The following is a 22,612-nucleotide window of genomic DNA, read 5'->3' as shown; positions in this document are numbered from 1 at the left end:
GCGTGCTGTCCTTGGCTGGGCGCGCGGTGGTCAGTTCAGTGGGGCCGCCACGGCGGGCAGGCCCATCTGTTTGGTGTAGAGCAGTGAGTAACGGCCACCGGCGCGCAACAGGTCCTCGTGGCTACCGGTCTCGGTGATGCGCCCGCGTTCGAGGGTGACGATGCGGTTGGCCTGACGTACCGCGGACAGGCGATGCGCGATGATGATCACCGTGCGGCCAGCGGACATCCGCTTGAGGTTGTCCTGGATGACTTCCTCGCTCTCCGCATCCAGCGCCGAGGTCGCTTCATCGAAGATGAGGATCTTCGGGTCGATTGCCAGCGCGCGGGCAATCGCCAGGCGCTGCCGTTGCCCGCCGGAAAGGTTGCCGCCGCGCTCGTCGATACGCGTGTCGTAGGCCTCGGGAAGTTCCAGGATGAACTCATGCGCGCCGGCAAGCTTGGCCACTTCCACCACCCGGCTCATCGGCATGGCCGGGTCGGCCATCGCGATGTTCTCGCGTACGCTGCGGTTGAACAGCAAGTTCTCCTGCAGCACCACCCCCACCTGCCTGCGCAGCCACGCCGGATCGACCATCGACAGATCGACACCATCCACCAGGACGCGGCCGCGCTCCGGGGTGTGCAGGCGCTGGATCAGCTTGGTCAGGGTCGACTTGCCGGACCCCGAGGGCCCGACCACGCCGAGGATCTCACCCGGGGCGATATCCAGGCTGACCTCCGAAAGCACTTCCTGACCTTCAGGGCGATAGCGGAACGACACATGCTCCAGCGCGATGCGCCCATCCACCGCCGGCAGACTGGCACGCGACGGCGAACTGGCCGGTTCGGTGGGGGAATTGAGGATGTCGCCCAGGCGCTCCACGGCGATGCGCGCCTGCTGGAAGTCCTGCGCCAGCTGCGCCAGGCGCAGCACCGGCCCGGCAACCTGCCCGGCAAGCATGTTGAACGCCACCAGTTCGCCCACGGTCAGCTTGCCGTCAATCACCAGCCGCGCGCCGAAGAACAGGAGTGCCACGGTGGCCAGCTTGTGGATCAGCTGCACCGCCTGCGAGCCCCAGTTGGCCAGCATGCTGGCGCGGAAGCTGGCCTGGATGTAACCCGCCAGCTGCTTGTCCCAGCGGTTCTGCGCCTGCGGCTCGACCGCCAGCGCCTTGATGGTCTCCACACCGGTCACTGCTTCGACCAGGAACGACTGGTTTTCGGCACCGCGCACGAACTTTTCATCCAGGCGGCGCCGCAGCATCGGCCCGACCACCATGACCACCACCGCGTACAGCGGCAGCGTGATCAGTACGATCAGCAGCAATGCAGGGCTGTACAGCCACATCACGGCCAGGAACACGATGGCGAAGAACAGGTCCAGCACGACCGTCTGCGCCGAGGAGGTGAGGAACTCGCGGATGGTTTCCAGTTCGCGCACGCGCGCCACCGAATCGCCCACCCGGCGCGCCTGGAAATAGGCCAGTGGCAGATGCGTGAGGTGCGAGAACAGCTTCGATCCCAGCTCGGCATCAACGCGGCTGGTGGTGTGCGAGAACAGGTAGGTGCGCAGTCCGCCCATCAGCACTTCGAACACCGAAACCACCAGCAGGCCGAGGGCAAGCACTTCCAGCGTGGTGATGCCTTTGTGCACCAGTACCTTGTCGATCACCACCTGGAAGAACAGCGGCGTGATCAGTGCCATCAACTGCAGGAAGAACGAGGCTACCAGCACGTCACGCAGCAGGCGGCGATACTTCACCAAGGCAGGAATGAACCAACCGACATCGAAGCGCCTCGCTGCGCCGGCCACGCTTTCACGCGTGGTCATCAGCAACAAGCGGCCATCGAACTCCTGCGAGAACTCGCCAAGGGACAGCGTGACCGGGCGTCCGTCGGCCGCCGCGTCGAAGCACAACACGTTCTCGGCGTCAGCCTTGAGCACGAGCGTATAGCGCCCGTCGGCCAGGCAGGCGATGGCGGGCAGCGGATGGTCGCGCAGCGCGGTTACCCGCGCCTGTACCACGCGTGCTTTGACGTCCATCCGCTTGGCCAGGCGCAACAGATCCTGTGTATCGATACGGCCTTCGGGGTGGCCCAGCTGGTGCCGGAGCTGGTCGGGGTCGGCAGGCCGATCCAGAAACCCCAACAGGGCGACGAAGCACGCCAGCGCGCCTCCATCGTCCACGCACAGTGACTCCTGCAGATCGATCCCTGATCCGTTACTGCCCACGTCAACTGCCTTGTTGTCCCCTGGTGCGCGGACTCTAGGGCCATGCCATGGCAGCTGTCCATCTGCTGAATGCGCTTTTGTGCAAATCAGGTCAAAGTGACAAATTGGTCACATTTTTCAACATCAATCCCGTTCATCCAGACAGGAGCGCACCTGCGAGCGGAGGGCCAGCCTCATGGCATCATGATCGCTGCACGTTCCCTATCCGTTCCCATGACGATCAAAGGCAAAGCCACCTCCCTGGACATCGCCCACCTGGCCGGAGTCTCCCAGCCAACCGTGTCGCGGGCGCTCCGTGGCAGCCCGATGGTCAACGCCGAGACCCGCGAGCGCATCCTGCGCATCGCCCGCGAGCTGAACTACAAGGTCGACAAGAACGCCTCCAGCCTGCGCCTGCGCAACGCCGGCACCCTGGCCCTGCTGTTCTTCGAGGACCCGACCAACGACGACTCGCTGATCAACCCGTTCTTCCATTCGATGCTGGGCTCGATCACCCGCGCCTGCGCCCTGCACGGGCAGGACCTGCTGGTCTCGTTCCAGCAGCTGTCCACCGACTGGCAGGCCGATTACGAGGACAGCAACAAGGCCGACGGCATCATCCTGCTCGGCTACGGCGACTACCACGAATCGCGCGACCGCCTGCAGCGGCTGGTCGAACAGGGCACGCACTTCGTGCGCTGGGGCGCCGCGCTACCCGGCCAGCCCGGTGTCTCGATCGGCAGCGACAACTTCCAGGGCGGGCATGACATCACCACTCACCTGCTGCAGCAGGGCTGCCGCCGCATCGCCTTTCTCGGCCATGCCTCCAGCCATTACCCCGAATTCCAGGAGCGCTACCGCGGCCATGTCGCGGCGCTGCAGGAACACGGCCTGGCTGCGGAGCCGGCGCTGCAGCACGATGCGATCACTACCGAGGCGTCGGGCCAGGAAGCCTGCCAGGCCCTGCTGGCTCGCAACGCGCCGATCGACGCCATCTGCGCGGCCAGCGACCTGATCGCCATCGGCGCGATGCGGGCCCTGCGCGAGGCCGGCCTGCAGGTGCCACAGGACGTCGCGGTAACCGGGTTCGACGACATTCCGCTGGCGGCCTCGGTATCCCCGGCGCTGACCACGGTGCAGCAGGACACCAAGCAGGCCGGCCAGCTGCTGGTGGAGCGCCTGCTGGCACTGATCGGCCGGCAGCCGGTGGACAGCCAGAGCATCCCGGTGAAGCTGGTGGTGCGGGAATCGTCGCTGCGCCGGTAAGCGCCACCAGGCCTCCCCCACGCCCCAACGTGCGACGGCGGAATTCTCCCCCCATGACCAACGGCGGATGCGCACGGAGGCTGATGCGCGGATAACGCGCAGACATCGCCCATGGAAAGGTGTACGTCGCATGCTGAAGATCGATTCGCTGTCGAAGACGTACGCCAACGGCGTGCATGCCCTCAACAACGTCACCCTGGACATCCCGCGCGGCATGTTCGGCCTGCTCGGGCCCAACGGCGCCGGCAAGTCGTCGCTGATGCGCACGCTGTCCACCCTGCAGGAGGCCGACAGCGGTACGGCGACGCTCAGCATTCCAGGCGAGGCGCCGATCGACGTACTGCGCGACAAGGATGCGGTGCGCCGCCGGCTGGGCTACCTGCCGCAGGATTTCGGCGTGTACCCGAAAGTCAGCGCGCTGGACCTGCTGGAACATTTCGCAGTGCTCAAGGGCCTGACCCAGCGCGCGCAGCGCCGCGAGGTGGTCGATGGGCTGCTGCAGCAGGTTAACCTGTGGGACGCCCGCAAACGCAAGCTGGGCACCTACTCCGGCGGCATGCGCCAGCGCTTCGGCATTGCCCAGGCGCTGCTGGGAGACCCGCGGCTGGTGATCGTCGATGAACCCACCGCCGGCCTCGACCCGGAAGAGCGCAACCGCTTCCTCAATCTGCTGGCGGCCATCGGCGAGAACGTGGCGGTGATCCTGTCCACCCACATCGTCGAGGACGTGACCGATCTGTGCCCGACGATGGCGATCATGAACAAGGGCCAGGTGCTGCTGACCGGCCGTCCTGCCGAAGCCATCGACGCGCTGCAGCACCAGGTCTGGCGCAAGCAGGTTGATCCTTCGGAACTGGCCGACCACGAGGCACGCTACGTGGTGCTGTCCACCCGCCTGGTCGGTGGTCGCCCAGTGATCCACGTGCACAGCGCCAACGACCCCGGCGACGGCTTCGCAGCCGTGGCTCCCGACCTCGAGGACGTGTACTTCCAGCGCCTGCGCCTGCAGGCCCGTGCCCGCGCGGCAGCCTGAGCGGAGCACGCCATGATCCTCAACTTCTTCCGCTTCGAGCTGCGCGAGCAGCTGCGCTCCCCGCTGCTGTGGCTGCTGGCCGGGCTGTTCGCCCTGCTCGCCTTCGCCGCGGCCTCCAGCGACGCCGTGCAGATCGGTGGCGGCAGCGGCAACGTGCACAGCAACGCGCCCACCGTGATCGCGCAGATGCTGGGTATCTTCACCCTGCTCGGCATGCTGGTCACTGCCCTGTTCGTCAGCAACGCGCTGTTGCGTGACTTCGAGCTAGGCACCGCCGAACTGATCTTCGCCAGCCCGGTGAAACGCCGCGACTACCTGGCCGGACGCATCGCCGCCGCGCTGGCGGCAGGCTTGCTGGTCTACGTGCTGATCGCATTCGGCCTGTGGCTGGCGCCGTTCATGCCGTGGGTCGATCCCGAGCGCATGGGCCCGATCAGCTGGCAGGGCTATGCGTGGACGTTCGCGGTCATCGTCATTCCGAACCTGTTGTTCACCACCGCGCTGCTGTCACTACTGGCGGCGCTGACCCGCTCGATCCTGTGGGTCTACATCGGCCTGGTGGCCTACCTGGTGCTGTACGGCGCCAGCGCGGCCCTGCTGCGCGACATCGACAACACATGGATCGCGGTGCTGAGCGAACCGCTGGGCATGCGCGCACTCGGCCGCACGATCCGCTACTGGTCCACCGCCGAACGCAACAACGGGATTCCCGAGCTGGCCGGTTACCTGCTGGCCAATCGCGCCCTGTGGTTGGGCGTGGCTGCCGCGCTGTTCGCCGCCACCTTCGCGCTGTTCCGCACCGAACGCAGCGGCAGTGGCCGTCGGCGCTGGGGCCGCAGGCAGGCGCAACCGGTTGCCGATGCCAGCGTGGTCCGTCCCAGCCGCGCGACGCTGCCGCGCGTGATACCGGCGTTCACTGCCACCACGGCGTGGCAGCAGTTCCTGCGCCAGGTGCGCTTCGATACACGCGGCGTCCTGCGCAGCGTGCCGTTCATCGTGCTGCTGGTACTGGGCCTGGCCAACTTCCTGCCCAGCGCGCTGTTCCGGCAGACCCTGTACGGCACCTCGATCTGGCCGGTCACCTCGCAGATGATCATGGGCCTGCAGGGGGCCTTCAGCTGGCTGCTGGTGATCATCGTGCTGTTCTTCGCCGGTGAGCTGGTCTGGAAGGAACGCAGTGCGCGCATCAATGAAGTGACCGATGCCATGCCGGTGCCGAACTGGGTGCCGTTGCTGGCCAAGTTCACCGCACTGCTGGCCGTGATCATCTGCTTCCAGGCCGCCGGCGCGCTGGCCGCTATGGGCGTGCAGCTGGCCAAGGGCTACACGCATCTGGAGCCGCTGCTGTACCTGCGGAGCCTGGCGCTGGATTCGGTGGTCTACATCCTGATGGGGGGCCTGGCGCTGGTGCTGCAGGTGCTCACCAACAACAAGTTCGTCGGTTATGCGCTGCTGATCGTGGTGATGATCGGCCAGGGCGTGCTCGGCCTGCTCGACTACACGCAGAACCTGTACAACTTCGGCAGCTGGCCCAACGCGCCCTATTCGGACATGAACGGCTACGGCCACTTCCTGACCGGGCAACTGGCGTTCCAGGGCTACTGGGCCCTGTGCCTGCTGACCTTGATGTGCCTGGCGTCAGCCTTCTGGGTACGAGGTGTCAGCCAGGGCCTGCGCCAGCGCCTGGCCCTGGCCGGCCGCCGCCTGCGCGGCCCGACCGGGGTCTTCGCCGGAGTCGCCGCATTGGCCTTCGTCGGCGTGGGTGGCTGGCTGTACTGGAGCACCAACATCCGCAACGAGTTCGTCTCGCCCGACCAGCAGCTGGATCTGCAGGCCCGCTACGAGCGCGAGCTGTCGAAGTACCGCACTCTGCCGCAGCCTCGTATCGTGGCGGTGGACAATCGTGTGGACCTGTTCCCGGAATCGCAGTCGATGGTGATCGATGCGAACTGGACGGTACGCAACACCCACACCACGCCGATCGAGGACGTACATGTCTCAATGGGCGATGACAAGCAGCTGATCGCGGTCGACCTGGGTGGGCAGACACTTTCGATGCATGACGCCGATCTCGGCTACCGCATCTACCGCCTGCAGAAACCGCTGCAACCGGGTGAAACCCGCAGCGTGCATTTCCGGGTGGTGCAGAAGCCCAACGGCATCACCGCGGGCCAGGCACCAAGCAACATCGTCGACAACGGCACCTTCTTCAACAGCCGCGTGCTGCCTTCCTTCGGCTACAACGAAGGCGCCGAGATCAGCGACCGCAACGAGCGGCGCAAGCGCGACCTGGGTGAGCCGCGGCGCATGCCCAAGCTGGAAGACGAAGCCGCACGTGCCAACACCTACATCTCCAACGATGCCGACTGGCTCGACTTCCGCACCACGGTCTGCACCGCACCGGACCAGGTGGCGCTGGCCCCGGGCTACCTGCAGCATGAGACCACGGTCAACGGCCGACGCTGCTTCAGCTATGCCATGGACCGGCCGATGCTGAACTTCTACGCCTATCTGTCGGCTCGCTGGGAGGTGCGCAAGGCGAAGTACAAGGACATCCCGGTGGAGGTCTACTTCGACCCGGCGCACGGCTACAACGTGGACCGGATGATCGAAGCGGTGCAGAAATCGCTGGCCTACTACGAGGCGAACTTCACCCCGTACCAGCATCGCCAGGTGCGCATCATCGAGTTCCCGGGTTATGCCCGCTTCGCGCAGTCGTTCGCCAACACCATCCCCTACTCCGAGGCCATCGGTTTCATCGCCGACCTGCGTGACCCGGACAAGGTGGACTACGTGTTCTACGTAACCGCGCACGAGATCGCGCACCAATGGTGGGCGCACCAGGTGATCGGTGCCAACGTGCAGGGCGCGACGGTGCTGTCCGAATCGTTGTCGCAGTACTCGGCGCTGATGGTGATGGAGCAGGAGTACGGCCGCCAGCATATGCGCCAGTTCCTCAAGCGCGAGCTGGACGGTTACCTGTCCGGCCGCGGCGGCGAGGCCATCGAGGAACAGCCGCTGGAGCGCGTGGAGAACCAGCAGTACATCCACTACCAGAAGGGTTCGCTGGTGTTCTACCGGTTGCGCGAGGAAATCGGTGAGCAGGCGCTGAACCGGGCGTTGAAGCGCTTCCTGCAGGACAAGGGGTACCAGCAGCCGCCGTACACCACCTCACGCGAACTGCTGGGCTACATCCGCGCCGAGACCCCGGCCGACCGCCAGCAGCTGGTCACCGACCTGTTCGAGAAGATCAGCTTCTACGACAACCGCGTGATGGCCGCCAGCGCCCGCAAGCGCGATGACGGCCGCTACGACGTGACCCTGGACCTGCACGCGGCCAAGCAGTACGCCGACGGCAAGGGCAAGGAAAGCGACGGAAAGATGGATGACTGGGTCGAGGTCGGCGTGTTCGCCAATGGTACGTCGGGTAAGGAGCGCGACCAGAAGGTGCTGTATCTGCAGCGCCATCACATCACCAGTGCCGATCCGAAGATCACAGTGACGGTGGATGAAAAGCCGGACGAAGCAGGCTTCGATCCCTACAACAAGCTGATCGACCGGGTGAGCGATGACAACCGGCGCAAGGTAACGATGTGAGGTATGCGGTGGTGCCAGTCAAATGGCTGGCATCACTGCTGCAGACAGAAACGACATGCCACGCCCAATTGCGTCATTCAAAGTCCTGATTGGCCAGAGATGCGGGTACACCACCAGATTCCATTTCAAGGCAAGCGATACTCTCCGTGAACCTTCGAGAGGCCGCGATGACATCCAGCCATATCTACTTCGACGCACACGGAATCTCCGCATCACTGAACTGGGCAGCCGAGGTATTGGCCGACTGTGGTCTTGAGCTCGAATTGGAGCTGGGTGGGAACAGTGTTCTCATTACAGGGGATGAAGACGTTCGCCTGCGGCTCTCTCTCAACGACGCGCCCCATGTCCTCCAGGAAGCCATCGAGCTGGCGCATGGCACCGAACACGTACATGCCATGAGCCAGTGCATGGCCAGATTCGAGATCTCAATCACCGACCTGGAGGCGGCGCTGGATGAGATGAACACGCTGATCGAGGTCCAGCAGACATTGCTCACCGCCGTGGACGGTGTCCTGTGGAACGAGTGGAACGAAGCACTCAGCCGGTGATTTCCGGCTGAGGCCTGGCCTTCGGCCCCAGCAACGCCAGCAGCACGAAGACCACGATCGAGGCGACGGTGCCGAGCGCCGCCGGCAACCCGAATGCCCACGCTGAACGGCCCTGCTGGCGCGCCCACTGGGCCAGATGCCAGGCCGCGCCCAGGTTGATCAGCCAGGCAATGACGAACACCGGCCACAGCACCATGCCCACCGCGCGCAGCAGGGGCATGGACACCAGCGCGGCAACGATCGCCGCAATCAGGAAGATCAGGGCGGAGCGGGAATGGCGCGATGTGGATGCGTTCATGCGGCCAACCTGCGCACCATCACCAGCACGCGATAGCTTCGGTTGTCGGCTTCCTGCAGCGGCTTCCAGCCCAGCCGGGCGTAAAGGCCTCCATCCAGCGCTTCGGTCTGCAGGTACAGGTCGGAAACCCCCATCCTCACCGCCTGCGCCGCTGCCTGCTCCACCAGCGCACCAGCCAGCCCACGCCCGCGATGGCTGTCGGCCACGAACACGCTGCCCAGCCAATGTTCGTACTGCGGGAACGCCTGCATTTCCCGGCGCTTGAGCTGGACTGCGCCAACCACCTGACCGTCATCGAATGCGGCGATCAGGTGCGGGAAGCCTTCGGCTTCCTGCGGCGGATTGAGCCGCTGCAGTTCCTGTTCCAGTGTCAGGCCGGCGTCCTGACCCCATTCCGCGTGGTACCACTGGGCCAATTGCTGCCGTTCTGGTGCGTCGGCGGGTAATACCCTGAATTCCATGGCAATGCCTCGATGGGAAAGCGTTCTGTAGAGTCGAGCCATGCTCGACTGATCTGGCTGTGGGAAAGGCAGTCGAGCATGGCTCGACTCTACAGAAGCCAGGGACTCAGCCCTGCGCGAAGTCCTTCAGGATCTCGCCCACGCCGCTGGGCGAGATCTCGAAGCCCAGCGGAGTGCCCGGGTTGATCACGACGCCATAGCCACCCGGCACGCGGCGCAGCACGTCCAGCATCAGCCAGCGGATCTGGTGCGGTGCCTGCTGGCTGTAGATGCCCACCCGCGACGGATCGGTGAACACGGCCACGTGCAGAGTGCCCTGCTTGTCGAACAGCAGTGGGTCGAAGCCGCTGCCGTCGGGGGTCACCAGGCTGCCGGTCAGCAGCACCACCTCGGAGGCGACGAAGGCCTCCATGAAGGCGCGGATCGGCACCGCCCCGTCCATCGCCGCCTTCAGCAGGGTTTCGATCGGGGTCTGCGGGGCGAGGTCGGTCATGGCGGTACGGCGGGGCGTGAGGGGTGCCTATTGTGCCGGATGCGGCCAAACCCGGTAGTGCCGGCCGCTGGCCGGCATCTGCAGGTACCCGGAATCCGGGGCTGCCGGCCAGCGGCCGGCACTACCGCCCCAGGCGCTGGTCCCGCGCCTTCTGGTCGGCCATCGCCTTGTCCAGCTCGGCCTGCAGCGCCGGCTGCTGCACGGCGGCCTCCAGCACGTAGACCTTCACGCCGTGCGCGGGCACGTCGGCCTTCAGCGGACCGTTCACCTGCAACGAACCACCATCCAGCGCATCGCGCCAGCTGCCCGCCTGGACATAGCGCGCAACAGTGAACGTCCTGGCCTGGTCGCCCTTGTTCAGCAGCACCAGCGCGGTCTGCGCCACCTCGCCATGCTGCAGCACGCGGAAGAACACCGCCTCATCGCCCTGCAGGCGTTCGTTCACCTGCAGGCCGCGCTGCAGCGCCGGGGTGGCTGCGCGTAGCCTGGCGATACGCTGCAGCGGCGCGAAGATCGGGCTCTTCGGCGCCGCATCCACACGCGGCTGGCCGAAGTAGGCACGGTTGCCGGCGTGCTCGGCGCGGCCACGCATGAAGCCGGTCTCCGAGCCGTAATAGACCACCGGAATGCCGCGCGCGGTGAACAGCCAGTTGTGCGCATCGATGAAGCCGTTGTCACTGGCCTGCAGGCGCGGCATGTCGTGGTTGTCGTAGAAGCTCATCAGCTCGTACGGGTTGGCGTACGGCCCCCCGCTCAGGTGCAGCGGCTCGGCCAGGGTCTCGAAGCCCTTGGCGGCGGTGCCGAAGGTCTGCTCCAGTGCACCGCGCAGCGGGAAGTCGAGCACACTGACATTGGCGTTGGCCGGCCAGGTGTGCTCGGCAATGGTCGCCGCGTTGTAGTCGAAGGCTTCGCCAAACATGAACATGCCCGGATGCTCGGCGCGGATGCGCTTGACGAAGGCATGCCACCACGGGTGCGGCAGCCAGCCGATGGTGTCGATGCGCAACGCGTCCACGCCCTGCGCGGTCCATTGCAGGTAGGCACCGACCAGGTAGTCCATCACCGCCGGATTATCCTGGTTGAAGTCGGACAGCTCAGCCAGGTTGCCATCGAAGATCGAGCCATCCTTGCTGTCGACCGGACCGATGTTGTTGTAGAACGCGTGCGGCGGGTTGTGCTTCGGATCCAGTTTCTGCGGTGGCAGGTTCTGGTGGTCGGCGATCAGCTTTCCATCCTTGTCGAAGATCTGCCCGAACTGCGGCTGCCGTGTCGGCATGGTCCAGGCCGGCGAACCGTGGTTGCCGACGATGTCCAGCACCACCTTCAAGCCAGCACCGTGCAGGCCCTTGGTCAGTCCGGCGAAATCCAGGTCCTTGCTGGGGAGGTGCTCATCGAGTTTGTAGAAGTTGATGCCCCAGTACCCGTGGTAGCCGGTCTTGCCACGATCGGTCAGCGTGCTGGTGCAGCTGATCGGCTTGCTACCGGTAAAGGCCTCGTCCGGGTTGTCGACAATCGGCGTGATCCACACCGCGCCGAAGCCGAGGTTGCGGATGTACTGCGCATTGTCGAGCACGCCGCGGAAGTCGCCGCCGAGGTAGCCGATGTTGCCGTCCACCTTGTCCGGGCATGGCACCGGGATGTCGAAGGTGCGGTGCGCGCCACCCTGGTCACGATGGTCGTTGGACGGATCACCATTGACGAAGCGGTCGGTGACCACGAAGTACACCGCATCACTGGCGAACGGCTCGGTGGTACCCACATAGTCCGGACGCGGCGCGGCCACCGCCTGACCAGCCAGCACCAGGGAAACAGCAACACACAGCGCACCACGCATCACACCACCTCCGGACGGGACGGAACCCACAGCACGCACAGGCCGGCAATGAACAGGCTGCAGCCGCCCAGCACCAGCACATGCATCGGCTGGCCGCCCAGCAACGTGCGCAGGGCGAAGCCGAGCGCGCTGGCCGCGACCAGCTGCGGGATCACGATGAAGAAATTGAAGATGCCCATGTACACACCCATCTTCGACGCCGGCACGCTGTCGGACAGCAATGCATAGGGCAGCGAAAGAATGGACGCCCAGGCGAAGCCGACGCCGACCATCGACAGCAGCAGCCAGTGCGGATCGCGGATGAACATCAGCGAGATCAGCCCAGCACCGCCCAGCCACAGATTGACCAGGTGGCTCCAGCGCAGACCGATCGCACGCACCATCACTGGAATCAGCACCGCCGCCAACGCGGCGAAACCGTTGTAGGCGCCAAACAGCACGCCCACCCAGTTGGCGCCCTCGTTGTAGGCCGCCGACTCTGGTTCAGTCGAACCGAAGTGGGCGCCAGCCACCGCGGCGGTGGTGTAGATCCACATCGCAAACAGCGCGAACCACGAGAAGAACTGCACCCAGGCCAGGCGACGCATGGTGAGCGGCATCGCGCGCAGGTCGCCGACGATGGCGGCCAGCATGTGCGTGGCCGGCAACGTGCGCGCGAGCGCCAGCAACAGACCGTAGCCGGCGCACAGGCCGGCCAGCACGTACAGCATCCGGTCGCCCTGTCGCCAGGCGATCAGCAGCGCCAGCAGCACACCCAACCCCAGCCATACGACCACCTGTGCCCACGGTGCCGGGCCGTTGATCGCCGCCGCTGCGTGATGCGCAGGTGGCTCGGCGTCATCGAAGCCTGCCAGCTCTGCCGGTGAGTACTCGCGGGTGCTGACCACCGTCCAGGTGATCGCCGCCAGCAGCACCACCGCGCCGAAGTAGAACGCATAGCGCACGGTGTCCGGCACCTCACCTGCGGCGGCCGTGTTGGCGACGCCGAAGTGGGCCAGGATGAACGGCAGGAAGCTGGCGACGATGGCGCCCACGCCGATGAAGAAGCTCTGCATGGCGTAGCCAGTCGGACGCTGGCGCGGTGCCAGCTGGTCGCCGACGAAAGCGCGGAACGGCTCCATCGATACGTTGATCGAGGCATCCAGTACCCACAGCGTGCCGGCCGCGATCCACAGCGTCGGCGAATTCGGCATCACCAGCAGGGCCAGCGTGGTCAGCACCGCACCGATCATGAAGTACGGACGACGGCGACCCCAGCGGGTCCAGGTGCGATCGGACAGGTAACCGATCACCGGCTGCACCAGCAGTCCGGTCAGCGGCGCGGCGATCCACAGACCTGGTACCGCTTCGATGTCCGCGCCCAGCGTCTCGAAGATGCGGCTGGCATTGGCGTTCTGCAGGGCGAATCCGAACTGGATGCCGAGGAAGCCGAAACACATGTTCCAGATCTGCCAGAACGACAGTTGCGGCTTGGCGGGACGATTCATCGTGCGCCCTCTTCCATCGCCACCGGCGCCACCTTCAGCGCCTGCACCTGGGCCTGGTTGAGCACGCCCTCGCGGCCGCCCTTGCCTCCGGTGTAGTGCGCGAAATGCTGCAGCGCGCTCATGTTGAAGCCCTCTTCAAGCGCGACCGTGCACTGCCCCTTGGGCACAGCGAACGTTGCCGAGGTCGAGTCCTGCACGGCCACGCTGTGCGGCAGCGTAACCGGATGCCGCTGCAATGCCTGACCCGGGCACTGCAGCACCAGCTGCTTGACCGCAGCGGTGACGCCGGTGTTGATCGGCCCGTTCGGGTTTCGATATTGCAGGCGCAGGCGCACCTGCCCGGCCCTGGCCGAGGTGAACTGCCAGCGATCCTCGCCCTTTAGCACCTGCTGCGGTCCGACGCAGCGCATCGGGCTGTGCAGCGATTCCAACGCGCCTTCGCGTCGGGTCAGGCTGAGGCAGTGCTGCAGGCCATCGTCGCTGATCTGCACCTGGCCAGTGCTGCCGGCGACAGCCTTGCCGTCCTTCCACAGCACCTGCCCGGCTGCCACAGGAACGTTCCAGCCCGCGCCCTTGCGTAGGGCCTGCGGTGCCGCCGGTGTTGCCGGCGCACGTGCGTTGGCATCCGCAGTCGTGGCAGCGAAACCGGTTGCTGCCGGGGCAGCGACCAGCTGCACCGTGGTGGTTGTGCCACGCGTGGTGGTTCTGCCGGCCACCAGCAGCCCATCGCCCACGTTCTGCGGGCGCTCCAGCACATAGCGCCTGCCGTTGGCTTCCAACGTGATGCGGGGGTGCGTGCCGAACAGTTCTGGCACCAGCACGGCCGGCAGCTTGGGCTGCACGCGGCCATCGTCCTGCACGCCGAACACGCCTTCGACCACCATCGACAGATACCCGGCCACCGACCACAGCTGGCGTTCGGAGTTGACCACCGGGCCGCTCAGCGCGCCCTCCTCGACATGCACGGCCTGGCTGACCAGCTCGTAGTTCTCCATGTTGGAACCCGCCAGTGCAGCGCCCTGCATCAACGAACGGATCTCGGCGGCGATGCGTGGTGCATCATCCAGCTGCCGCGCCGCGCGCAGCGAGTAGGCGCTGACGAACGGCCAGATCGCGCGGTTGTGATAGATCGGCTGCTGCGCCTCCTGCGGCCACACCACCGGGCTGCCGGCCGACCCCATCGGGTAGGCAGCCAATGCACGCCGCGCGCGCTCGCGCGGCAGCACCTCGGCGAGGATGCCCAGCGACAGGCCAAGCAGATCGACCTTGGCGTACGGCACAGGGTGCGCGGCTTCGCCGATGTAGCTCATGTACTGGCCGATATCCTCGCGCCAGAAGCGTGCATCGATCTGCTGCGCCAACGCATCGGCCCACGCCTTGTAGTCGGCCGCGCGGGCGTCGCCGTGCTGGCCGGCCAGGCGTTCGGCCAGACGCAGTGCCTGGTAGTGCAGCACGTTGGTGGACAGTGCGTAGGAATCACCGATGAAGCGCACGTCCTCGCGGGTCCAGTCCGGATAGGTCTGCTCGCGCCAGTCCAGGAACGAGGTCTCGCCACGGTACAGGCCCATCTGCGCGTCGAACACCATCGCGCGGTCCTGCGCCAGCGTGCCCTGCAGCGCCTGCCAGACCTGATCGGCAAACGCGCGATCCTCCAGCAGATGACGTGCAGCCAGGAACCACACCACGCGATCGCTGCTGATCGGCCAGCTGCCACCGGAACCGGTGTCCTGCGCCACGAACAGGCCGGGCGTGTGCCCGTCGCGCGCCGCCGACAGCTTGAACTGCAGCGACTGCCTCGTGCGTTGCGGGTCCAGCCGCGCCAGCGCCAGATCGGCGGCGAAGCTGACATCGCGGGTCCACACATAGGGCCAGCGCGCGCCGGTCTGGAAGCACTCGCACGGCACCGGCCGGCCTTCGTCGAAGGCGGGATCGCGGATCGCGTCCACGCGGTCCTGGTCCATCTCCTGCTGGGCCAGCGCGAACAGGGCATCGAACATCACGCTGCCGGTCTGGCTGCGCATCGGCATCGGCGCGATACGCACCTCACCTTTCGGCGCATGCAGCACGAAGCTGCCGTTGGCAGCGGCTTCGGCGCGCGCATGGCGGCCGTCGAATTGCAGGTCGGCCGCCTGCGCGGTCGATCCCAGCGCTGCCCCCAGGGCAGCGGTCAGGCAAATGATCTTCAGCATCGAAGCGGCGGACCGGCTTGCGCCCGTCGGCCTCCCTCCCTCTCTGCACGCGTTGTAGGTCCGCACCGTCGTTGCCGGCGGGCGGGCGCGGCCCCTCCCTCAAGGTGCCTTGGCCCCATGGTAGACGCGGGGCTGTCGGCTGCGTCCAGCTGCATACGTATTCATGGCGCCACGCGGTAGCGCGCCTGCTGCGCTGGCTTATGGTCCGGGTCTGCCAACGGCGCCTTGGGAGGGGAAATGCCGATGCCACACACGGTTGTACGCGCGCTGTTCGCGCACATGTTCGGCCTGGCCCTGTTGGGCGTGGCCACGCTGGCGCAGGCCGCGCCACAGGTCGCCAGCGTCGAATCACCCGGCAAGGTGCTCAAGGTCAGCCTTGTGCTGGACGGCGGCACCGCCCGCTACCGCGTCGAGCGTTTCGGCGAGCCCGTGGTGGAGGATTCGAAGCTCGGCTTCGCCCTGCGCGACGGCCGCCTGGACCGCGATTTCGCCCTGCTTGGCCAGCAGCGGCGCAGCGTCGACGACCGCTGGGAGCAGCCGTGGGGCGAGCGCCGGCTCACCCGCAATTACTTCAACGAGCTGACCGTGCAGCTGGCCGAAACCACCGGCAGCAAGCGACGGCTGGATGTGGTGTTCCGCGTCTACGACGATGGCCTCGGCTTCCGCTATGTGTTTCCCGAACAGCCGAACCTGCGCGAAGCCATCATCGATGACGAACTGACCGAGTTCGCCATCGCGCCTGAATCCACCGCCTGGTGGATTCCCGCCGGCGAGCCGATCCACTACGAATACCTGTACCAGCGCACGCCACTGCGCGAGGTGCCGCTGGTGCATACGCCAATGACCCTGCGCAGCCGCGATGGCCTGCATGTGGCCATTCACGAGGCCGCGCTGGTGGACTACGCCGGCATGTGGCTGCGCCGCACCGAGGGACAACGCCTGCGCGCGCAGCTGTCACCCTCGGCCGAAGGCTGGAAGGTGCGTCGTGCCCTGCCCTTCGCCACGCCTTGGCGCACGCTGCAGATCGCAGACCGCGCTGGCGGCCTGGTCGAATCGGACCTGATCCTCAACCTCAACGAGCCCAATGCGTTGGGTGATGTGAGCTGGGTGAAGCCAGCCAAGTACCTGGGCGTGTGGTGGTCGATGCACCTGGACAACGAGAGCTGGGCCACCGGGCCGAAGCATGCGGCCACCACCGCCAAGACGAAAAAGGTGATCGACTTCGCCGCCGCGCACGGCTTCCGTGGCGTGCTGGTGGAAGGCTGGAACCCGGGCTGGGACGGCATGTGGGTGGGCAATGGCTACGACTTCGACTTCACCCGCGCCACGCCTGATTTCGACATCGAGGCGCTGTCGGCGTATGGCCTGAAGAAAGGTGTGCACCTGATCGGGCACCATGAAACCGGCTGCGCCATCGAGCACTACGAGGAGCAGTTGGGCGCCGCGCTGGACCTGTACGCACGGCTGGGTGTGGACCAGTTCAAGACCGGCTACGTCTGCGACGACGGCCAGGTCGACCGCCGCAATCCGGCCGGCGGCCCGCTGTGGCGCGAGTGGCATGACGGGCAGTTCATGGCACGCCACCATCTGAAGGTGGTGCAGGAAGCGGCACGCCGCCATCTGTCGGTGAACCCGCATGAGCCGATCAAGGACACCGGCCTGCGTCGCACCTATCCCAACTGGATCTCGCGCGAAGGCGCACGTGGCATGGAGTACAACGCCTGGGGCCAGCCACCGAACCCGCCGGAGCATGAGGTCAATCTGGTGTTCACCCGCATGCTGGCCGGGCCGATGGATTACACCCCCGGCATCCTCAGCCTGAAGGGCCGCCACGGCCAGGCCATTCCCAGCACGCTGGCACGCCAGCTGGCGCTGTACGTGGTGCTGTACAGCCCGATCCAGATGGCCGCCGACCTGCCCGAGCATTACCTGCAGCACCGCGAGGCATTCCGCTTCATCGAGGACGTGGCGGTGGACTGGGAGCAGAGCCGCGTGCTCGATGGCGAAGTGGGCGACTACGTGACGATCGTGCGCCGTGACCGCAACAGCCGCGACTGGTTCCTCGGCAGCATCACCGACGAACACGGCCGCGTGCTGCCGGTGTCGCTGGGCTTCCTGGAGCCGGGCGTGCGCTATCGCGCCGAGATCTACCGCGATGGCGAGGGCGCTGATTTCCGCAGAAACCCGTTCGCCTTCGCGCGCGAAACCCGCGAGGTGACCAGCGCCGACGTGCTGACGCTGGTGCTGGCACCGGGCGGTGGGCAGGCCATTCGCTTCACACCTCTTTGAAAGCCCGGGTGGTGCCGGCCGCTGGCCGGCGCCACCGCAAGCAGGATCTGAAAGCGATTACATCCCTGCAAACGCCATTGAATACGTATGCAGGGTGATTCCCGCGAAGAACGCGCTGCCTACCATAGCGGCGACGACAGCGGCCACCGCGTCGCACGTCCACGGTCACTCCGGGACGTTCACGAATCGATCTGCAACATTGCCTGGGAGGGGAAAATGTTGAACCACAAGCGCAGCGCGCTGAGCATCGCGCTGGCCGTTGTCCTGGCGCCGACGCTGGCGTCGGCACAGTCCACGCAGAGCACCACCACGCCGGCCACCACCGCCGCCACCAACCTGGATACGGTGCAGGTCACCGGCATCCGTCGCGGCATCGAGAACGCGATCGCGATCAAGCAGGACGCCACCTCGGTGGTCGAGGCGATTTCCGCCGAAGACATCGGCAAGCTGCCCGACGTCAGCATCGCCGAATCCATCTCGCGCCTGCCTGGCCTGGCCGCCCAGCGCGTGGCCGGCCGTGCACAGGTGATCAGCGTGCGAGGCCTGTCACCCGACTTCGCCACCACCCTGCTCAATGGCCGTGAAGTGGTCAGCACCGGCGACAACCGTGGCGTCGAATTCGACCAGTACCCATCTGAACTGGTCAACGGCGTGACCGTCTACAAGACCCCGGACGCGGCGCTGGTCGGCCAGGGCCTGTCGGGCACCATCGATATGCAGACCGCACGCCCGCTCAGCTTCGGCGAGCGCGTGATCGCGGTCAGCGGCCGCTACCAGAAGAGCTCCCTGGGCCGCGCTGCCAACATCGATCCATATGGCAACCGTTTCAGCGCCAGCTACATCGACCAGTTCTTCGACAACACCCTGGGCATCGCCATCGGTTACGCGCACAGCGACATGCCGATCCAGGAGAACCAGGTCGGCCTGTACGAGCCCTGGACCACCGAACACACCGACAAGGGCGAGCGTCGCGGAATCGCGCCAGGCACCTACTTCACCGATGGCATCAAGGCGCTGCGCCGTACCGGCAACAACAAGCGCGACGGCGTGATGGCGACGATCCAGTTCCGCCCCAGCAACAGCTGGACCAGCACCTTCGATGCGTTCCACACCGAAGCCGAGCAGATCGACACCGCCAACCAGTTCGAGCTGAGCCTCAGCGGCAACGGCGAGGACAGCAACAACCCCAACGCGATCCTGCCGGTGTTCAGCAATGTCGGCCGCAATGCCGATGGCAGCTTCACCGGTGGCACGATCAGCAATGCGTACCCGCTGGTGCGCGGCATGTACAACAAGCGCAAGGACAAGATCGATGCGTTCGGCTGGAACAACGAGTTCAACGTCGGCGGCGTGAAGCTGGTCGCCGACCTGAACTACTCCAAGGCGACCCGCCGCGAGATCAATCTGGAAAACAACCTGCAGCTGGTGCCGCGCCCGCAGTTCGACACGATCGGCCTGGTGGTGAACAACAACGGCTTCTCGCAGATCACGCCAGGGCGCGACTACTCCAATCCGGACAGCCTGTTCCTGACCAACACGATCTATGGCTCCGGCTACGGCAAGGTGCCGGAGGTCGAAGACCGCTTGAAGGGCGCCAAGCTGGCGGCGACGCTGCCGGTTCCCGAAGCCATGTCCAGCTGGTTCTCGGATGTGGACGTGGGCGTGAACTATGCCGACCGTCGCAAGCAGAAGGCCCAGGCCGAAGGCAACATCCTGCTCGGCGCCCAAGGCGAATCCACCATCGCCCAGGACCTGCAGTACCGCCCGGTCAACCTCGGTTTCGCCGGCATCGGTTACATCCCGTCGTGGAACGTGCCGGCAGCGGTGGGGCGCTACATGACCTTCAACCCGGTCGACAACCTGGACTACCTGATTCCCAAGTCGTGGACGGTCGAGGAGAAGATCACCACCGCGTGGGCACGCCTGAACATCAACACCGACATCGGCGTGGTCGGCGTGCGCGGCAACATCGGCGTGCAGATGCAGCACACCGACCAGAGCTCGGATTCGCGCTACTGGGACAGCTCGCAGCCGGCGGGCAGCAACATCCAGCCCTTCTCTGCCGGCAAGACCTACAAGGATTGGCTGCCGAGCTTGAACCTGGTGTTCATGTTCCCGCACCAGCAGACGTTGCGCTTCGCCGCCGCCAAGCAGGTGGCGCGCCCGCGCGTGGACCAGATGCGCGCCGGTCTGGAATTCGGCGTGGATACCAACAACGGCCGCCCCGGTGGCAGCGGCGGCAACCCGCTGCTGGATCCGTGGCGCGCGACCGCGCTGGACCTGTCCTATGAGAAGTACTTCGGCGAGAAGGCCTACGTGGCTGCGGCCATCTTCTACAAGGACCTGAAGAGCTACGTCTACACGCAGTCGGTGGACAACTACGACTTCAGCGGCCTGCTGGGCAACTACGTGCCGCCGCCGGGCATGACCGCACCGGTGCTGACCACCGGCACCTTCTCCACGCCGCAGAACGGCAAGGGCGGCACGCTGAAGGGCCTGGAGCTGACCGGGTCGTTTCCGCTGGAGATGCTGACCGACAGCCTGCGCGGCTTCGGCGTGCAGGCCAGCGCGACTTTCAACAAGAGCGACATCACCATCCTGGATCCGGAAAGCGCCTCCAGCGTGGGCAGTGACCCGATCAGCCTGCCGGGCCTGTCCAAGCGTGTCTACAACTTCACCGCCTACTACGAGCGCAGTGGCTTTGAAGCACGCGTGAGCCAGCGCCGCCGCTCGGACTTCATTGGTGAGATCGGCAACTTCAACGGCAACCGCACGCTGCGTTACGTGGTGGGCGAGAACGTGACCGATGCACAGGTCAGCTACACCTTCAGCGACAGCAGCGCCCTGCGTGGCCTGACCCTGCTGCTGCAGGGCAGCAACCTGACCAACGAGCCGTACCGCACCTACGCCGGCAGCAAGGACCGCCCGCTGGAGTACATCGAGTGGGGCCGCACCTACATGCTGGGCGTGAACTACAAGTTCTGACCACGACCGGGTAGTGCCGGCCGCTGGCCGGCAACGACTCATCGGAAACCCGCTGCGCAGGCAGCGGGCTTTCTTTTGCGCGAATGCCGGCCGTTGGTCGGCAAGGCCCATCCACGCATGGCGTGGATCTACCCAGCGACACCCCAACCAGTAGATCCACGCCACGCGTGGATAGGGGCAATCCCCCGGTAGATCCACGCCACGCGTGGATGCCCTTCACCGGAATCCCACCCACAAAAAAGGGACGGGGCGCTTCGGCCCCGTCCCCGCAAGTACCGCCACCGGAGAAAACGGTCAGCTGCGTCGGGCGCAATACACCGCACGCGGCGGCAGCTGGATTTCATTGCCCTGCACCGTGCCCGCATCCGGGCCCGGTACCGCCACCTGCTGCCAGTTGCCCGGCGGCAGCGGATGGCTCACCGCCTCGGCCGACAGGTTGAAGGCCAGCAGGAGGGTTTCATCTGCAAGCATACGCTCGAACAGCAGCACTGGCTCGGCGCTTTCGATGAACCGGATGCTGCCATGCAGGAGCGCCGGCTGGCTATGCCGCCAGGCCAGGAACCCCCGGAACGCGGCCAGGACCGAATCCGGGTCGCGCTCCTGCACCGCCACGGCCGCGGCGCGGTGCTCAGCCGGGATCGGCAGCCACGGCTGGCCCGTGGTGAAACCGGCCAGCGGCGCATCGGTCCACGGCAACGGGGTGCGACAGCCATCACGGCCCTTGAAGTTCGGCCAGAAGGTGATGCCATACGGGTCCTGCAGGGCCTCGAACGGCACCTCGGCCTCGGCCAGGCCCAGCTCCTCGCCCTGGTACAGGCAGACCGAGCCGCGCAGCGAGCACAGCATCGCCACCAGCATCCGCGCCAGGCGCGGGTCGGCCGGGTGGCCGCCCCAGCGGCTGACTGCCCGCTCCACGTCATGATTCGAAACCGCCCAGCACGGCCAGCCTTCGGTCATCGCCGCTTCCAGCCGCGAGACCGTGTCGCGGATATAGGCCGCGCTGTAGTCGTTCACCAGCAGCTCGAAGCTGTAGCCCATGTGCAGGCGGCCATCGCGGGTGTACTCGGCCGTGGTGGCCAGCGAGTCCTCCGAGGAGATCTCGCCCAGGCTGACCGCCCCCGGATACTCGTCCAGCAGCGCGCGCAGGCGCTCCAGGAACGGCAGGTTCTCCGGCTGGGTGTTGTTGTAGTAGTGGTACTGGTAGGCGTACGGATTGTCCGGGCTGAAGCCACGGCCGAAGCGCTTCTCCGCCGGTTTGGCCGGGTTGTCGCGCAGCTGCGCGTCATGGAAGCAGAAGTTGATCGCGTCCAGGCGGAAGCCATCCACGCCGCGGTCCAGCCAGAAGCGCACGTTGTCCAGGGTGGCCTGCTGCACGTCCGGGTGATGGAAGTTCAGGTCCGGCTGGTCCACCAGGAAGTTGTGCAGGTAGTACTGCTCGCGGCGCGGCTCCCACTGCCAGGCGCCGCCGCCGAACAGCGACAGCCAGTTGTTGGGCGGGGTACCGTCCTCGCGCGGGTCGGCCCAGACGTACCAGTCCGCCTTCGGGTTGCTGCGGTCCTGGCGGCTCTCGCGGAACCAGGCGTGCTCGATCGAGGTGTGGCTCAGCACCTGGTCGATCATCACCTTCAGACCCAGGCCGTGGGCCTTGGCCAGCAGGCGGTCGAAGTCATCCAGGTTGCCGAACAGCGGGTCGACGTCGCGGTAGTCGGCAATGTCGTAGCCGAAGTCGGCCATCGGCGACTTGAAGAACGGCGAGATCCAGATCGCGTCCACGCCCAGCGCGGCGATGTGGTCCAGGCGCTGGATGATGCCCGGCAGGTCACCCACGCCATCGCCGTTGGCATCAAGGTAGCTGCGTGGGTAGATCTGGTAGATGACGGCTCCGCGCCACCATGGATAGTGCGACATCGACAGCCCCCCTCCGGGCATGCGGGACCCG

General features: G+C 66.1%; 14 protein-coding genes. 6 read left to right on the top strand and 8 right to left on the bottom strand.

Annotated elements, in window-relative coordinates:
* Positions 1-30 precede the first annotated feature (30 nt).
* On the bottom strand, positions 31-2,169 hold the full coding sequence (locus EKL94_RS06765) for a type I secretion system permease/ATPase (RefSeq protein WP_260473399.1): 2,139 nt from the start codon (positions 2,167-2,169) through the stop codon (positions 31-33).
* A gap of 258 nt (positions 2,170-2,427) precedes the next feature.
* On the opposite strand from EKL94_RS06765, the gene EKL94_RS06760 reads away from it, so the two are divergent.
* The 4 genes from EKL94_RS06760 to EKL94_RS06745 all read left to right on the top strand — a co-directional run bounded on the left by EKL94_RS06760 (position 2,428) and on the right by EKL94_RS06745 (position 8,637).
* Positions 2,428-3,459 (top strand): LacI family DNA-binding transcriptional regulator, encoded by a 1,032-nt coding sequence (locus tag EKL94_RS06760; protein WP_126928494.1) that lies wholly within the window; start codon positions 2,428-2,430, stop codon positions 3,457-3,459.
* A 130-nt stretch (positions 3,460-3,589) separates the two neighbouring features.
* Positions 3,590-4,492 (top strand): ABC transporter ATP-binding protein, encoded by a 903-nt coding sequence (locus EKL94_RS06755; protein ID WP_057499784.1) that lies wholly within the window; start codon positions 3,590-3,592, stop codon positions 4,490-4,492.
* 12 nt (positions 4,493-4,504) lie between these two features.
* Positions 4,505-8,089, top strand: a complete 3,585-nt coding sequence (locus tag EKL94_RS06750) for an ABC transporter permease/M1 family aminopeptidase (RefSeq protein ID WP_126928493.1) — start codon at positions 4,505-4,507, stop codon at positions 8,087-8,089.
* Between the two features lie 146 nt (positions 8,090-8,235).
* Entirely contained in the window at positions 8,236-8,637 is a 402-nt protein-coding gene (locus EKL94_RS06745; protein ID WP_260473398.1) for a hypothetical protein, read from the top strand.
* On the opposite strand, the gene EKL94_RS06740 is transcribed toward EKL94_RS06745, so the two are convergent.
* From EKL94_RS06740 to EKL94_RS06715, 6 genes are all read right to left on the bottom strand, one after another.
* Positions 8,627-8,935, bottom strand: coding sequence for a hypothetical protein (locus EKL94_RS06740; RefSeq protein WP_126928492.1), 309 nt, complete (start codon positions 8,933-8,935; stop codon positions 8,627-8,629). The genes EKL94_RS06745 and EKL94_RS06740 overlap by 11 nt on opposite strands.
* The gene (locus EKL94_RS06735; RefSeq protein ID WP_126928491.1) at positions 8,932-9,396 is read right to left on the bottom strand and encodes a GNAT family N-acetyltransferase; all 465 of its coding nucleotides are present in this window, start codon (positions 9,394-9,396) and stop codon (positions 8,932-8,934) included. Before EKL94_RS06735 ends, EKL94_RS06740 begins: the two co-directional genes overlap by 4 nt.
* Positions 9,397-9,502: 106 nt before the next feature.
* The gene (locus tag EKL94_RS06730; RefSeq protein ID WP_049458914.1) at positions 9,503-9,889 is read right to left on the bottom strand and encodes an SseB family protein; all 387 of its coding nucleotides are present in this window, start codon (positions 9,887-9,889) and stop codon (positions 9,503-9,505) included.
* A 121-nt stretch (positions 9,890-10,010) separates the two neighbouring features.
* Complete coding sequence (locus EKL94_RS06725; RefSeq protein ID WP_126928490.1) at positions 10,011-11,723, bottom strand: alpha-amylase family glycosyl hydrolase; 1,713 nt, start codon at positions 11,721-11,723, stop codon at positions 10,011-10,013.
* Positions 11,723-13,210 (bottom strand): MFS transporter, encoded by a 1,488-nt coding sequence (locus tag EKL94_RS06720; protein WP_126928489.1) that lies wholly within the window; start codon positions 13,208-13,210, stop codon positions 11,723-11,725. Before EKL94_RS06720 ends, EKL94_RS06725 begins: the two co-directional genes overlap by 1 nt.
* The gene (locus tag EKL94_RS06715; RefSeq protein WP_126928488.1) at positions 13,207-15,399 is read right to left on the bottom strand and encodes a glucosidase family protein; all 2,193 of its coding nucleotides are present in this window, start codon (positions 15,397-15,399) and stop codon (positions 13,207-13,209) included. Before EKL94_RS06715 ends, EKL94_RS06720 begins: the two co-directional genes overlap by 4 nt.
* Before the next feature lie 237 nt (positions 15,400-15,636).
* On the opposite strand from EKL94_RS06715, the gene EKL94_RS06710 reads away from it, so the two are divergent.
* Entirely contained in the window at positions 15,637-17,688 is a 2,052-nt protein-coding gene (locus EKL94_RS06710) for a glycoside hydrolase family 97 protein (protein ID WP_126928487.1), read from the top strand.
* 216 nt (positions 17,689-17,904) lie between these two features.
* A complete protein-coding gene (locus tag EKL94_RS06705; RefSeq protein WP_185830000.1) occupies positions 17,905-20,673 on the top strand; it encodes a TonB-dependent receptor in 2,769 nt (922 codons plus the stop codon).
* Between the two features lie 294 nt (positions 20,674-20,967).
* Here EKL94_RS06705 and EKL94_RS06700 read toward each other — a convergent pair whose 3' ends face one another.
* Positions 20,968-22,581, bottom strand: a complete 1,614-nt coding sequence (locus EKL94_RS06700) for an alpha-glucosidase (protein WP_126928486.1) — start codon at positions 22,579-22,581, stop codon at positions 20,968-20,970.
* Between the last annotated feature and the right edge of the window lie 31 nt (positions 22,582-22,612).

Origin of the sequence: Stenotrophomonas maltophilia (assembly GCF_003970865.1) — a bacterium.
GTDB classification, from domain to species: Bacteria; Pseudomonadota; Gammaproteobacteria; order Xanthomonadales; family Xanthomonadaceae; genus Stenotrophomonas; species Stenotrophomonas maltophilia_AR.
The sequence above is the reverse complement of the archived record's forward strand: the minus strand, read 5'-3'. Positions and strand labels throughout refer to the sequence as shown.